11 protein-coding genes and 1 pseudogene are annotated in these 15,015 nt (G+C 60.7%); 3 read left to right on the plus strand and 9 right to left on the minus strand.

Annotated elements, in window-relative coordinates; translation table 11 throughout:
• Positions 1–15: 15 nt before the first annotated feature.
• The 3 genes from D8767_RS16010 to D8767_RS16020 form a co-directional block, all read right to left on the minus strand.
• Positions 16–1,557, minus strand: a complete 1,542-nt coding sequence (locus D8767_RS16010; protein WP_016714163.1) for a UxaA family hydrolase — start codon at positions 1,555–1,557, stop codon at positions 16–18.
• A 191-nt stretch (positions 1,558–1,748) separates the two neighbouring features.
• Positions 1,749–2,696, minus strand: coding sequence for a LysR family transcriptional regulator (locus D8767_RS16015; RefSeq protein WP_016714164.1), 948 nt, complete (start codon positions 2,694–2,696; stop codon positions 1,749–1,751).
• Positions 2,697–2,724: 28 nt separating this feature from the next.
• Positions 2,725–3,672 carry a LysR family transcriptional regulator gene (locus tag D8767_RS16020; protein ID WP_016714165.1) on the minus strand — a complete coding sequence of 316 codons (948 nt, stop codon included), beginning with the start codon at positions 3,670–3,672 and terminating at the stop codon, positions 2,725–2,727.
• Between the two features lie 101 nt (positions 3,673–3,773).
• On the opposite strand from D8767_RS16020, the gene D8767_RS16025 reads away from it, so the two are divergent.
• Together D8767_RS16025 and D8767_RS16030 are read left to right on the plus strand one after the other, a co-directional pair.
• On the plus strand, positions 3,774–5,087 hold the full coding sequence (locus D8767_RS16025) for an L-fuconate dehydratase (RefSeq protein ID WP_016714166.1): 1,314 nt from the start codon (positions 3,774–3,776) through the stop codon (positions 5,085–5,087).
• 66 nt (positions 5,088–5,153) lie between these two features.
• A pseudogene (locus D8767_RS16030) lies at positions 5,154–6,456 on the plus strand (MFS transporter).
• Between the two features lie 64 nt (positions 6,457–6,520).
• Here the strand turns inward: D8767_RS16030 and D8767_RS16035 are convergent.
• The 3 genes from D8767_RS16035 to D8767_RS16050 all read right to left on the minus strand — a co-directional run bounded on the left by D8767_RS16035 (position 6,521) and on the right by D8767_RS16050 (position 10,791).
• Complete coding sequence (locus D8767_RS16035) at positions 6,521–7,873, minus strand: GntR family transcriptional regulator (protein WP_028698755.1); 1,353 nt, start codon at positions 7,871–7,873, stop codon at positions 6,521–6,523.
• Positions 7,873–9,252, minus strand: a complete 1,380-nt coding sequence (locus D8767_RS16040) for a hypothetical protein (RefSeq protein ID WP_016714169.1) — start codon at positions 9,250–9,252, stop codon at positions 7,873–7,875. The genes D8767_RS16035 and D8767_RS16040 overlap by 1 nt, the downstream gene beginning before the upstream one ends.
• Before the next feature lie 516 nt (positions 9,253–9,768).
• On the minus strand, positions 9,769–10,791 hold the full coding sequence (locus D8767_RS16050; protein WP_016714170.1) for a zinc-dependent alcohol dehydrogenase family protein: 1,023 nt from the start codon (positions 10,789–10,791) through the stop codon (positions 9,769–9,771).
• Positions 10,792–10,997: 206 nt separating this feature from the next.
• On the opposite strand from D8767_RS16050, the gene D8767_RS16055 reads away from it, so the two are divergent.
• On the plus strand, positions 10,998–11,912 hold the full coding sequence (locus D8767_RS16055; RefSeq protein WP_003253946.1) for a LysR family transcriptional regulator: 915 nt from the start codon (positions 10,998–11,000) through the stop codon (positions 11,910–11,912).
• A gap of 1,034 nt (positions 11,913–12,946) precedes the next feature.
• Here D8767_RS16055 and D8767_RS28770 read toward each other — a convergent pair.
• The 3 genes from D8767_RS28770 to D8767_RS16070 all read right to left on the minus strand — a co-directional run bounded on the left by D8767_RS28770 (position 12,947) and on the right by D8767_RS16070 (position 14,972).
• On the minus strand, positions 12,947–13,108 hold the full coding sequence (locus D8767_RS28770) for a hypothetical protein (RefSeq protein WP_155738407.1): 162 nt from the start codon (positions 13,106–13,108) through the stop codon (positions 12,947–12,949).
• 75 nt (positions 13,109–13,183) lie between these two features.
• Complete coding sequence (locus tag D8767_RS16065) at positions 13,184–13,384, minus strand: hypothetical protein (protein ID WP_100213984.1); 201 nt, start codon at positions 13,382–13,384, stop codon at positions 13,184–13,186.
• Between the two features lie 364 nt (positions 13,385–13,748).
• Positions 13,749–14,972, minus strand: coding sequence for a PAS domain-containing sensor histidine kinase (locus tag D8767_RS16070; RefSeq protein WP_016714173.1), 1,224 nt, complete (start codon positions 14,970–14,972; stop codon positions 13,749–13,751).
• Between the last annotated feature and the right edge of the window lie 43 nt (positions 14,973–15,015).

Genomic DNA, 15,015 nt, shown 5'->3' on the forward strand with positions numbered 1-15,015 from the left:
GACTGCAGCGGACGATCAGGTCACGGCGCCAATCTGCCAGGGCACGAATTCGTTCTGCCCATAACCGTGCTGTTCGCTCTTGCTGCGCGCCCCGGAGGCGATGCGCAGCATCTGATCGAAGATGTACGCACCCCGCTCCTCGATGCTGGTGGAGCCATCGGCAATGCCACCGCAATTGACGTCCATGTCTTCTTGCTGGTGCTCGAACACCCGGTTGTTGGTAGCCAACTTGATCGACGGCGCGGGGGCACAGCCGTAAGCCGAGCCTCGACCGGTGGTGAAGGCGATCAGGTTGGCCCCGCCGGCCACCTGGCCGGTGGCCGAGACCGGGTCGTAGCCGGGGGTGTCCATGAACACCAGGCCTTGTGCGCGCACGGCTTCGGCATACTGATACACGTCGACCAGGTTGCTGGAACCCGCTTTGGCCACCGCGCCGAGGGATTTCTCGAGGATGGTGGTCAGCCCGCCTGCCTTGTTACCGGCCGAAGGGTTGTTGTTCAGTTCGGCGTTCATGCGCTGGCAGTAGTCTTCCCACCAGCGAATGCGCGCCACCAGTTTCTCACCCACCTCACGGCTGACCGCGCGGCGCGTCAGCAAGTGCTCGGCGCCGTAGATTTCCGGGGTTTCGGAAAGGATCGCGGTACCACCGGCGGCCACCAAGCGGTCAACCGCATTGCCCAATGCGGGGTTGGCGGTAATCCCCGAGTAGCCATCGGATCCGCCGCATTGCAGGCCGACTACCAGATGCTGTGCGCTGACCGGTTGACGCCTCACCTGGTTGGCCTCGGCCAGCAGGCTACGAACCTGCTCGATGCCTGCCGCGATGGTTTTCGAGGTGCCACCGATGCCCTGGATCGTGAACGCACGCAACTGTGCGCTGGCCTGCAGGCCCTGGGTTTCCAGCAGGCTTTCGATCTGGTTGGTTTCGCAGCCCAGGCCGATGATCAGCACGGCAGCGAAGTTGGGATGCACGGCGTACCCGGCTAGGGTTCGGCGCAGCAGGCCAAGGGCTTCGCCGCTGGGGTCCACAGCGCAGCCGGCACCGTGGGTCAGGGCCACTACACCGTCGATGTTCGGGTAGTCGGCAAGCGCTTCGGGGTGGATGTCGCGGCGGAAATGGTCGGCCACCGCCCGGGCTACCGTGGCCGAGCAGTTCACCGACGTGAGAATACCGATGTAGTTGCGAGTGGCGACCCGGCCATCGGCGCGCACGATGCCTTGGAACTGCGCTGCGCTGCCCGGCTGGCTGCGGGTATCGACACCGAAGGCATAGTCGCGGGCAAAGTCACCCATCTGGACGTTGTGCACATGCACATGGTCGCCAGCATCGATGGCCTGCGATGCAAAACCGATGATCTGGCCGTACCGGCGCAGCGGCTGGCCCTGCTCCACACGAACCGTGGCGAGCTTGTGGCCCGAGGGGATAGGCTGGCGCACGGTAATCGCCTCGGCCTCCAGGCGCAGGCCTTGCGGCAGCGGCTGACGGGCGATCAGTACATTGTCCAGCGGGTTCAGGCGGATGACGGCAGGGTCACCGGATTTGGCAATCAGTTGCATGGGACCTCTCAGGGCGGTGCGGCTGACTTCTTGTTATGGCTGTGGCCACTTTAAGAAGCCTTGCGTGGCATTCCCAATGAGATGATCCGATCAAGCGATAACCTGAAGTTATCGCAAGAGGATTTCAGCACCTGATTATCAATCACCTGTGCGACCATGAGGGCTGCGCTACACGCCCCCCGGGGCTATCTCTACACGGCCCTGCGACGCTGCGCGCCCTCCAGCAGGATCTCGACAAACGCCCGAGCCGAAGCGCTCAGCGGTTCCTCCTTACGGGTGACCACACCATACTCCAACGCAGGTACATGCAAGGGGCTGCGCAGCTCCTTGAATTGCCCGCTGGCCAGCTGTGCGGCAACCATCGAGCGCGGCAACATGGCAATCATCGGTGCCGATTGCAGCAGCTGCAGGAACATCGGCATGGAGATGGTCTCGACACTGTCGGCAGGCGTGGCGATACCGGCCACCCGGAACGCCTGCTCCAGGCGGTTGCGGATCGGCGTGCCCACCGGGTACAGCACCCACGGCCAGTCGCCTAGCGCTTCAAGGGGTGTGCTGTCGAGCTGGTTGAGCGGGTGCTCGCTGTTCACTACCAGGCTGAAAGGTTCGGGCTCCAAGGGCTGGAAGTCGAACAGCTGGCTGAAGCGTTCCTCAGTAAAGCGGCCGATCATGATGTCCAGCTTGTTCTGCTCAAGCATGGCCAGCAGGTGATCGCTGGAGTGCTCCACCACTTCAATCGACAGTAACGGGCTGCGCGCCTTGATGGCGGCGATGGCCTGCGGCAGAACCAATGCAGTCGCGGCAAAGATACCGCCAACACGAATAAAGCCGTGCCCGCCGTTGCGCAGGCGGTTGACCTGGTCGACGAACTGCTGCGACTCGGCCAGCGCACCCTGAGCGTAACGCACCACGTACTCGCCCAGTTCGGTAGGTGGCATGCTGCGCGGCAAGCGCTCGAACAGGGCGAAGCCGAACTGCTCCTCAAGGTCGCGCAGCATCTTGCTCAGGGCCGGCTGGCTAAGGTTCATGCGGGTGGCGGTTGCATGCATGTTGCGCGTGCGCGCCAGGGTGTCGATCAGCACCAGGTGCTTGTAGCGAATCCAGTTGCAAAAGCTGGAATGGGTCATGTCCGGCGGCATAGACGCAGGGCCTCATGCTGGGTGAAGGTCATTGCGCCCGCAAGTAGCGCAGCAAAGTATCGAGGGCAACCGAGTGGGGCCGTGAACGCAAGGTGAGTACACCGAGGTTGGCCATGGCCAGCGGCAGTTCCACCGGCAGGATGGCGACCATCCCATAGCGGGCATAGTGCTCGGCTACGTCATTGGGCACCACTGCAATCATTTCAGAGGCTTCGAGCATGGCCGTGGTTGCCAGGATCGAGGCGGTTTCGACGATGTCCAGCGACTGCACCATGCCGCCGGCCTGCAGCGCGCTTTCGACGCGGCGGCGCATCGGGCTGCCGATGGGGTGCAGGATCCAGGTCAGGCTCACCAGGTCTGCCAGCTGCAACCCGGTGGCGCGGGCCAAGGGGTGGCCTGCGCGGGCAATCACGCGCATCTGCTCACCCCCTTCGAACAGCTCGATGTTCAGCGCCTGGCTGTCGCTCTGGTCCGGCAGGCGCCCCACCACCATGTCGAAGTCACCGCGCAGCAAGGCGGGCAGCAAGGTATCGCTGGTACCGACTTCCAGGGCGATGCGTACCTTGGGGTGGTCGTGCTTGTAAGCCAGTATCGCCTTGGTCAGCACGCCCGGCACCGGCCCCATGACGCTGCCCACGCGCACCAGGCCCAAGGCCCCGCGCGCCAGCTCGGCGATTTGCGCCTGGGCATGCTCGAACTCATGCAACGCGTTCTGTGCGTAGCGGATCATCACCTCGCCGTACAGCGTTGCTTGCATGCCCCTTGGCAAACGCTCGAACAACCGTACGCCAAGACGCTCCTCCAGTTGCTGCAGCAACAGGCTGGCCGCCGGTTGCGTGGTGTGCATCGCTGCCGCAGCGCGGCGCAGGTTGCCAAATTCGCCCAAGGCATTGAGCAGCGTGATCTGCCGGCTGGAGATTTTCAGTGCGCCAAGGCTGGCAGGCGCCTGGGCGTTATCGGGCGGCAAGCGAGACATATCGAATCCGGTATCGCTGGTTAAGATTTGGCGATTATGCCTGTATCGCTCGACAACCTACAGTCAGCGCTCCCAGTGCTTGAGCAGAACAAGAGCCGACCATGAGCATTCGTATTACCCACCTCAGCGTCCGTGACATCCGTTTCCCCACTTCACTGTCGCTGGATGGCTCAGACGCCATGAACAGCGCCCCCGACTATTCTGCGGCCTATGTGGTGCTGCACACCGACGCCGAGGCCCTCGAAGGCCACGGCCTCACGTTCACCATCGGCCGCGGCAACGAGATATGCGCGGCCGCGGTGCAGTCACTGGCGCCCTTGATCGTCGGCCTCACCCTCGATGAAATCACCGCCGACATGGGTGATTTCTGGCACCGCTTTACCGTCAGCGACAGCCAGCTGCGCTGGCTGGGCCCGGAAAAGGGCGTGATCCACCTGGCCACGGCCGCCATCATCAACGCCGTGTGGGACCTGTGGGCCAAGCACGAAGGCAAGCCCGTATGGAAACTGCTGGCCGACATGACGCCGGAGCAACTGGTGCGCTGCCTGGACTTCAGCTATGTCACCGACGTGCTCACCCCCGAAGAAGCCATTGCCCTGCTGCGACGCCAGGCGCCAGGCAAAGCCCAGCGCGAGACACAGATGCTGCGTGAAGGCTACCCCGGCTACACCACCGCGCCAGGCTGGTTGGGCTACAGCGAAGAAAAAATGCGCAAACTGGCCCGCGAGGCCGTGGAAGATGGCTGGACCCATATCAAGCAGAAGATCGGCGCCGACCTGGAAGAAGACATTCGCCGTGCCACTATCCTGCGCGACGAAATCGGCTGGGAGCGCACCCTGATGATGGATGCCAACCAGGTGTGGGGGGTCGAGGAGTCGATCGCCAACATGCGCCGCCTGGCCGCCTTCGAACCGTTGTGGATCGAAGAACCGACCAGCCCGGACGACATTCTCGGCCACGCCACCATTCGCCAACGCATCGCGCCGATTGGCGTGGCCACCGGTGAACATTGCCACAACCGTGTCATGTTCAAGCAAATGTTCCAGGCCGGTGCGCTGGACTTCTGCCAGCTGGACGCTGCCCGCCTGGGCGGCCTGAACGAGGTGCTGATCGTGCTGCTGATGGCGGCCAAGTACGACGTACCGGTGTGCCCGCACGGGGGTGGCGTCGGGCTGTGCGAATATGTGCAGAACATCGCCCTGTTCGACTACATCGCAGTGTCTGCCTCGCTGCACAACCGCGTGCTGGAGTACGTCGACCACCTGCACGAGCACTTCATCGACCCGGTGGTGATCCGCCGCGGGCGCTACATGCCGCCACAACGCCCGGGCTACAGCATCGAAATGCACGCTGAAACCCTGGAGCGCTACCAGTACCCCAACGGCGCCGTGTGGCTCGACATCAACCGCTCCTGACCCACAGACCTTGGCGTGTCGCGGTCACGCGGCACGCCACCAGCACATTTCACGGGGAAAAAAACAATGACAACCCTCACCCGTGCAGCGGCTTCGGCCCCTGCCGCCACCACAGAGCAGCGCCTGAACGGCCTGCTGTTACGCAAATTGATGCCGCTGCTCATCGTCGTCTATGTGATGAGCTTTCTTGACCGCACCAACATCGCCTTGGCGAAAGCCAGCATGGGCATCGACCTGGGCTTGTCGGCAGCGGCGTACGGCCTGGGTGCCGGCCTGTTCTTTCTCACCTATGCGCTGGCCGAAGTGCCCAGCAACCTGATCATGCATCGGGTGGGCGCGCGCTTCTGGATCACCCGCATCATGATTACGTGGGGTTTGCTTTCGGCGGGCATGGCCTTCGTCCAGGGTGAAACCTCGTTCTACATCATGCGCCTGTTGCTGGGCGTAGCCGAAGCGGGCCTGTTCCCCGGAGTCATGTTGTACCTGACCTATTGGTTCGACCGCGAACAGCGCGCCCGTGCTACGGGGTATTTCCTGCTGGGCGTGTGCCTGGCAAATATCCTCAGCGGGCCACTGGGCGGTGCCCTGCTGGAAATGGACGGCGTACTCGGCTGGCACGGCTGGCAATGGCTGTTCGTGCTCGAGGGCCTGCCTGCCGTGGCCTTGGCCTTGGTGGTGTGGAAGAAGTTGCCGGACGGCCCCGCATCGGCGCCCTGGCTGTCGGCCGCCGATGCCAAGGCTATCGAACGCCGCCTGGCTGCGGAGCGGGCTGCCGCGCCACAGCAAAGCAAGTTGGGGCAGATGTTCCGCGACCGGCAGATCTGGCTGGCGATCGTGGTGTACTTCGTGCACCAGATCACCATCTACACGGTGATTTTCTTCTTGCCGGGCATCATCGGCACATACGCTGCGCTATCGCCTTTCCAGGTCGGCCTGCTGACCGCGGTGCCATGGGTTGCCGCCGCCATCGGTGCCGCCACCTTCCCACGGCTGGCCACCTCACCACGCCGCTGCCGCACCTTGCTGTTCTCCGGCCTGCTGACCATGGCGGCCGGGCTGCTGCTGGCCTCGCTGGCCAACTCGTTCGTTGGCCTGATCGGGGTTCTCCCTGACGGCGCTGATGCTGTTCGTGGTGCAATCGATCATCTTCGTCTTCCCCTCCAGCCGCCTGAGCGGCAATGCGCTGGCGGCCGGCCTGGCCTTCGTTACCACCTGTGGCCTGTTTGGCGGCTTCGTCGGGCCTTCGGTAATGGGGCTCATCGAGCAGACCACCGGCAGCACCCGCAATGGTTTGTGGATCATTGCTGCGTTGCTGGTAGTGGCGGCACTGGTCAGCACCCGCCTGCGCCAGGGGCAGGAGCAATACTGAGCAATACGCACGCTTGCACCGCCTGCAAGCGCAGCCTTGTGCTGCACTTGCAGGCACTTCGATCTCAATGTGAGAGGCGGGCACGGCGCCGGCAGCCTTGCTCCAGCGCCCGCGCCAAACGCTCCACCGCTTGGCGCAGGTCGTCGGGCAGCCCGCCCGGCCACATCAACGCCAGGTATTGCGGGTAACGCCCCTGCAGGCAGAACTGCTCGCCCGGCACTGCATGCAACGCTGAACCTGCCAAGGCTACGGCGACACGCTCCCATACCAGCGGCTGGCGAAAGCAAACCCACAGCATGTGCCCACCTTGCGGCATCTCAAACCTCACCTGTTGGCCAAATTGCAGCGCAAGCACATGCGCGAGGCCGTGAGTGCGCCTTTGCAGGTCTGTGCGCAGGTGTGCCAGTTGTACGTCCATTTCTCCCTTGTCGAGCATGTGCGCAAGCGCCTGCAGACGCAGTGGCGCAAGCCGAAACGCGCGTTCGGCAAACGCCTTGGTCAGCACGGTGTCTTTGCTCAACAAATAGGCATACGGTGCTTCGGCACCGACCGTGGACTCGAACGCGCCCATCACCAGCAGCCAGCGCGGGTCGACCCAGTCGCGCAGGCGCTTTTTGGGTGGCCCGTTGTAACAGAGCTCACTGTCCAGATCGTTTTCCAACAACCAAACAGGGTGCTGGCCTAGTAACAGACCAAGCTGTTGCTGATAATACGGTGAAACCAGCCGCCCTTGCGGCATGCCCAGGCACGATGGCATGACCAGCATCTTTACAGGCTCGCTCCTCAGCAGCGTGGCCAAGGTATGCAGGTCAGGATTACCACGGGCATCCGGTGGCACCTCCAGCACACGTATGCCTGCACGCGTCAGGGCGAGCAGCACTTGCCGGCAACAGGGCGAATGCACCAGCACGGTACCGCCCTGCAAGGCCAGCGCCGCCATCAGCGTCTCTAGCAACGCAGGCACATCAGGTGCCAGTTGCACGTCATCGCGACACCAGTACTGGCTGGAAGAACGGGTATAGCGTTCTGCCAATGCACTGCGCAGGCGGGTGCTGCCAAGCGCCCCCCAGGGCTCCACGCTGCGGTCACGCTGGCGGGCGAAACGCCGTTCGTGGCCAAACAGGGCACGCTCCAGCAGCGGTTGCACGGGGGGTGGCAGACTGGGCGTGGTCACGGCTTGCACTTTGCAAGCGTGTTGTACGTAATAACCAGACCTCGGCAAGCAGCGTACGCGGCCCTCCTCTTCCAGCAGGCTGTAGGCGCTCTGCACCGTTGCCAACGACACCCGCAGCCGTCGGGACAGTGTGCGCAGTGACGGCAAGCGGCATGGGCCACCGCTTGCCGCCTGATCGATCATGGCTTCCAGGTAGCGATATACCTGGCGATACGCGAACTCGCCGGGGGCCACTCGCCCCATCAGGACAACCCCGCAAAGCCGCGCCGCAGCCCCAACGCCTGCCGAGGCATCAACCTCAAATGCACGTCGCGGCGGGCGAGGTTGTTCAGCAGGCGCCAGGCGGTCAGCGGTAGTTGCCCACTATAAATCGCCCGCAACTGCACCAGCGGCAGGCCACTGGTGTTCACCAGCCAGGCTTTCACCGCATCAGGGCAGGGTTTGCCCTGCAACGCCCTGTGTAGGTACGGCAACGCCACCAACATATCGGCATGCCGGCACTGCAGGAAACGTTCGAGGTTCTTCCCTTGCCGGGCAAAAGGGCTGAATAGCAAGCACACCAGCTGCGTCTGATTGAGGCCGTAGGTTTTGCCGAGTTGCGGCTGGTGTATTTCGTGTTGCTTGCTACCGCCCGACTGCCCGGCCAGACGCAGCGCGGGGCGGCTGGACTGGGGGTCCAGGCTGCGTGCACGCAGTTCGTGCAACTGTGCCGTGGCTTGCGGATCGACGAATGCCGACAGTGGCCAGGCACCCGGGGCGTTCTCGATACTACAACCCAGCATGCTATCAAGCGGCTGTGCTTCGACCACGTACGGTAGCAGGTCATCAAGGGCAATCAGCCGCACCATCTCCCTTTCCGATGCGCCGCCCAATGCCGGCTGGCGATTGGGGGCGCCCCCGACAACCCCATGCAACCGGCCCAGACCTTGGGCCAGCACCGCCAGGCACTGGTGCATCGCATACGGGCCGTGCTCGCCGGACAGGCGCAGGTTACGCCGGGCCCATGCCAGGTATCGGCGCCGCTGGGCACCGGGTATGGCGGTGACCAATGCATCGGCTGGTGCCTGTGACTGCAGCGCAAAACCTATAGCCCCCGCCAGCTCCAGGTGCAGACGGCTACCCAGCAAGGCTTCAGGCCTGGCGTCGACCAAGTGGCCGAACATCAACAAAGCGTCTTTCGCCAGTGCCCAACGCTCGGGCCTGGCCGAGGGCTGGCGGCGAAACGGCACCACTGCGCCACCCTCGATCATCTGCAACTGCACCCGGGGGTCATCCTGCATGAACAATGCGCTGAAGCTAAGCTCGTGCGCGTCCAGCCTGGCGCTGTCCGCAACCGGCAAGCTGACCACCAGCACCCGCAGCTGGAAGGTTACCGGCGCACGCAGGGCAATACTCAATTGTGCGGCACGCAGCATCGCCAACAGCCTGGCACTGTGGCGATCGCTGCCCTGCAACACCTGCAAACGGAAGGTACCGATATACTCGAGCCCGCCCGCCGCAACCAGCAGCCGTTGTATCAATAGTTGCAAAGAAGCACGCTGCGCCTGTGACATGTGGTTCAGCAAGCGTTCAAGCACTTGTTCGTAGACGTAATGCATTGCCTGGTCGTGAATAGCTGTCACGAAATCACCTCACCCACTTCATTCAGCCGACACATGCCGAGCCCACTGCATTGAGCTTGAACCTGCGCCAAACTTACCCAGAAGAAATTGCCTACAATCAAATGGAAGTAATGACGTAACCCTTCACTCTGGCCAAGCCATCGAAAAAAGCCCTCCGCCACGATGACCTATCGCTAACACACATTGCCCTGGCCTCGGCGTAGCCATGCTCATTTCACGCTCCTTGCGCAAACTACTACCGGGCCATTATCGAGGGATGCAGAGCGATTTGAAGATACAGATCGCGGTAAAAAAACCATTCACCAGAAGTACGAGCGCACATTGAAGCGCATGGTGAATGCGTTCAAGCCAGATTATTTGGCGGAATATTTCCGACAACTAAAAACCACCCCGCTTAGATGTAGTACTTGTCACATTCAACTGTAGGAACGTTCCTATTTTTAAAGTTTCACACCCACCCCGCAGACACAAAAAAACCCGGGGCTCACCCGGGTTTTTCAGTAACGCATGCAACCGTCAGTGTTGTGCCATGTCCAGCACCACCCGCCCGCCGCACGGGCATTGGTCCATGTAGCGATGCGCCTCTACCACCTGCTCGAACGGGTACACCTTGATGATCTGCGGTGTCAGCAACTGGTCGGCGGTAAACTGGTTGATGTCGCGCAAGGCGCGCTGCAATGCCACCTGGTCCTGGCTGATGCCAAGCTCTGGCTTGCCGGTGAAGTTGCCGATGCAATGCACATAGAACTGGATGTTCTTCTGGAAAGCTGCGCACGCCGGGAACGGCGTTTGATTGCCGCCTTGCAGGCCATACAGCACCAGGCTGCCACGCGGTGCCAGCACATCGCCCAGCAGCGACATCTGCGGGCCGCCCATGCCATCGAGAACCATGTCCACGCCGCGGCCTTCGGTATACTTGCCAACCTGCAGCAGCAAGTCCTGCTCTTCGGTGACAATCACTTTGTCGGCGCCCAGGCTCAGCAGGTACTCACGCTGTTCCGCTTCCTTGGTGGCCGCAAACACTTTCAGCCCCAACGCCTTGCCCAGCTGCACGAAGGCGGGGCCGGCGCAATGGCTGGCGTCGGTGACCAGCGCAGTCTGCCCGGCCTTGGCCCGCGCCAGGTCGACGTAGGCAAAATAGGCGATCAACAGCGGCGTATAATGCACGCTGGCCTCGATCGGGGTGAGTACATCCGGGTAGCGGGTAATGGCTGAACGCGGGAGCACGATGACATCGCCATACACCGGGTGGTCGTTGGCACTGGTAGCCGGGAAACTGGCAACCCGATCACCGACGACAATGTCTTCTACCCCTTCACCGACCGCCGTCACCACCCCGGCCATTTCGTGGCCGATCCCCGCAGGCAGCCGTGCCTGGGACGGCGCCAGGTTCTGGCGCCAAAGCACGTCATACCAGCTGACGCCAACCGCCTGGACGCGGATTTGAACCTCGTCGGCAGCGGGTGACGGTTCGGCCTGCTCCTCGCAACGGAGCACATCGGCAGCGCCGAACTTGTGGAAACGGATCATGCGGGACATCGCATACCTCGCCTTTGTGAACCTCTAATTACCACTGACTCTATCCGGGCTTTACCGGTTAGACCATCAGCGGTCATTAATAGTCGACATGCTTGTCATCGATTGGGCACCTCACTTTCCCTGCAATTGGTCCCCCTAAACCCGTGCAGGGTAACAGCCTTTGGCCTTAAGATTCACCCCTGCCCCACTATAGGCGAAGCGCACCGATGAATCGAAACGACCTGCGTCGCGTAGACCTCAACCTGCTGATCGTGTTCGAAACGCTGATGCACGAGCGCAGCGTGACCCGTGCCGCAGAAAAACTGTTCCTCGGCCAACCGGCCATCAGTGCGGCCTTGTCGCGGCTGCGCAACCTGTTCGACGACCCGCTGTTCGTGCGCACCGGCCGCAGCATGGAGCCCTCAGCGCGGGCCCACGAGATCTTCGCCCTGCTGTCGCCGGCGCTGGACTCCATTTCCACGGCGGTCAGCCGCGCAGCCGAGTTCGACCCCGCCACCAGCAATGCCGTCTTCCGCATCGGCCTGTCAGACGACGCCGAGTTCGCCCTGCTGCCACAGTTGCTCAAGCGCATTCGCGCGGAAGCGCCTGGTATCGTGCTGGTGGTGCGGCGGGTCAATTACCTGCTGATGCCTACGTTGCTGGCTTCGGGCGAGATTTCGGTGGGCGTCAGCTACACCAGCGAACTGCCGGCCAACGCCAAGCGCAAAGTACTGCGCCGCAGCATGCCGAAACTGCTGCGGGCCGACAGCGTGCCCGGCAGCATCACCCTGGACGACTTCTGTGCCCGACCGCATGCACTGGTGTCGTTTGCCGGTGACCTTTCCGGGTTTATCGACGAAGCGTTGGAAGAAATTGGTCGCAAGCGCCATGTGGTGCTGGCGGTGCCGCAGTTCAACGGGCTGGGGAGCTTGCTGGCGGGCACGGATATCGTGGCGACGGTGCCGGACTACACGGCCGATGCACTGACTGCGGCGGGGGGGTTGCGTGCCGAGGACTTGCCGATACCCGTGCGCAGTTTCGAACTGCACATGGCCTGGCGTGGAGCGCAGGATAATGATCCGGCGGAGCGGTGGTTGCGGTCGAGGATCCAAATGTTCTTCGGGGATCCGGATAGTCTGTGACTGAGCTCCACTAAGCGCCATAAATCTTTTAAATACATGGAGTCAGAAAGATTATTTGTCCATGGCCATCCGTCAGAACCCACTCATCTCCAGCTTGACTGGGGGTATGAAGGCGACTCGCTAGTGATTTATTAGCGCCTCGCCAATTCATTGAGCGCTTCAACCAGCTCAAATGTTCTACCTCACGACTTTCGCGGATCATTTTTGACATCTTTCTCAGCAACCTTGTCGTGCCGACTATAGAGCTCTGCCTTTGAAGCCCGCTCGGTGTTGGCACCCTTACTTCCCTCCGTCCTTGGGCCTTGGGGAGGTGTATGTTCGCCAGAATTTCTTTCACCCTGGTGCGATGTTTTATCTGTCATATAAACCTCTGATGAGCCCGGTTATCCGAGCTCAAATAAATGAATTACTCAGCGAGTGATCCATCATGTGTACGCATCTGCCTCCGGTCACTCTCCGGACCTTTATCAAGGCCTGGCTCGTCATCATCTGGGGTGTAGCCCAGAGGATCATCAGCTTCAAGGCGCGTATGTGGCGGAAGAGCCGTATTTGGTTGGGCGCCCCTACCAACGACGCCCAGGATAAGTCCAACCAGCCTGCTGATTACTGAACTTTTCCTTATTTGAAGCTTTTTGACGTTCAGGGGGCCCAGGATCTTGTTCAGGCGTAGCGTCGGGATCGATATAATCGTCCCTATCCTCTGGGCTAGCTTTGTCCAACCCCTCACGCTTTTCTGTACCTGATTCAACTTCCGATTCAAGTCCCGGAGATCCATCTGGCTTGGTTGTGTCACTAGACATAAGTACCTCTCAATAACTCAGAAAATCTGAGCTAAATCGAGTATGCGCCCTAAGTCTGGCATAGGGTGAAATACCAGACCACCGGGACACTTAATGAGACTGGCGCAGCGTTGGGACTCTTGAGACCCTCTTCGGGCAAAAAAACCGGCTCGTTGGCCGGGTTCTGTTTATCACGCCTCAATATGCGCAGGAATGACAGGATGGACGCACATTGGCTCATTGGTTCAGTCGCAGTCAATCGGCATTTGCGACCAAATGGCCTTCATGGTCGAGAATGTGCTGCGCTTCCACCAGCGCGGCCTCTACCTCAAGCTCCAGAGCGCGCAGGATGTCTCTCCTCCAGCGCTCCTGAGTCTTGATTGGGTGCGCGTCAGCTGCTCGATAGAGAGATTTCACTCATCGTCCTCATTCAGGATGAAGAAAGCGTGCGCCACACGCTGGGTAAAGAATCTAGCCACGAGGGTTAGCGTCTTAGCGCTGACTTGTATCCGTTATCAGCGCTGTGAAGCTGCCGGTAAAGCCATAACGAAGCTCCCTGGGCATTTCATAGGAAAAGTGAACAAGCCAGGCGCCCTCGTTAAGTCGAACCGTTTCCCTTCGGTACCGCTCAACTTGAGCCTCGCCAATTCCAACTGCTGCAGCGACTTCTTGATTGGTCGGTTCGGTATTCAAGGGTTTTTCTCCAGCCCCAGTATGGGGTGAGCCGCATCATTACGCTCGTTAATTGCAAATAGCCATGCAAATTGTGATTAACACGCCCTCCAGGCATGCCCGTTCGTGGCTCGTCATGATCTGCTCGGCCATCCCCCATAACTCCGGATACAAGGCTATCGGCTCGGCATCTACGCCAACACCTGCGTAGTACTGGGCATCTGTAGCACAGGCTAGGACGAGGTTCTGGGCATGTGAGATCGAGCCCACCACGCCGAGTCGCGGTGAATCATCTGGCCTTCGAGAAGGTAGCTGAGCGTCGATAGGCCTAGCTGGTCGGTCACGCTTGCGCCTTCAGAAAGTCCAAAGCGCAAGCAAAGGTGTTTCATAGAGGGTGATCTGGGTTCGTGCCTGCATAGATTTGAGAAAATGTCACACTGAAAGTGGTGCCATCCTGTTGTGTCGAAATGACTGATACGCGTCCCGCGTGGGCCTTTGCTATTTGGCTGACTATGAATAACCCAAGCCCTGCATGACGCATTTCAACAGGCTGTTTCTGCCCACGTACCAGAGGTTCGAATAAACGCTCTAAAAGTTCAGCGGGAATTGGAGCGCCCATATTGTGGACGGTGATGACGACGATCTTATCTTGGTTACAAGATTTCACAGTCACCGGTGACTGTGGGTCGCCATACGCAATGGCGTTGGCGACAAGGTTTCCAATGACTTGGAAAAGGCGGTCCTTATCGAACAGGGCGAGACGCTGGCCAACGTGATTGTATGTTAATTGATGACGGGGAAATGCCAAACGTAATTCTTCCAGGCATCCTTCCACGGCGCTCGGTAGATCCGAGACTGTAGGGTGAATGGGAACACCTCGCCCAGACTGGATAAGCGTGAAATCCAGAACGTCAGCCACCAGTCGCTGAGCTCGCGCCACAGAATGGCTGATATGCCCGAGCAACTTGAGCGTTTCAGTAGAGTGCGGGTGGCGCCCCAGAAGCTCTGCCGCCATGCTTATTGCTAAAAGTGGTGTACGTAGGTCATGACTCACGATACCAAGCATCTGTTTGGAGAGCATGGCCTGCTTGTCCGCAGGAGTCTGAACGATATAAACACGGCTTCGGGAAAGCAGTGCACGCTGTGCCTTCAAATTTTTCGCCAGGCACCGCTCGGCCAGCAGCCGGGCAGTGAGCAGCTCACGTGTGTACCTTTGCTCCTCGGTGTTGAACAAGGTCAGCTCATGAACGATGGCCTTTGAATGCGTGCAGGTAATGGCACTCGACATCATCGGCAGTATGAAGCCCGCATGGTGCACGAGATCGAACTTGACATTCGCCACCGCACCCTGGAGCGCCATCAAGGGTTGCCAGTACATCTGATGAAAGGTCCTGGCCTCCACACTCAACAGTTGCTGAATTCGCATACCGTGGAGTTCTTCGAATGTGTAACCGATCCACCGACAAAACGTAGGGTTGGCGCTCTCAATGCGCCCGCTTTCTGCCGTCAACAGCACGCCATGATCGGATTCGTCCAAATCTATTTGCGAAGCAAGGTCAGGGTTCTTTCTGCAGGTCGATGTAGCGGTAGGGCTCCAAAGAGTGTTCAAGACTCAAGCTCCTGCGATCAAACACCACGCCCCAGCCGGATAT

This window comes from Pseudomonas sp. LTGT-11-2Z, assembly GCF_003691445.1.
In the GTDB taxonomy this organism is placed as follows: Bacteria; Pseudomonadota; Gammaproteobacteria; order Pseudomonadales; family Pseudomonadaceae; genus Aquipseudomonas; species Aquipseudomonas monteilii.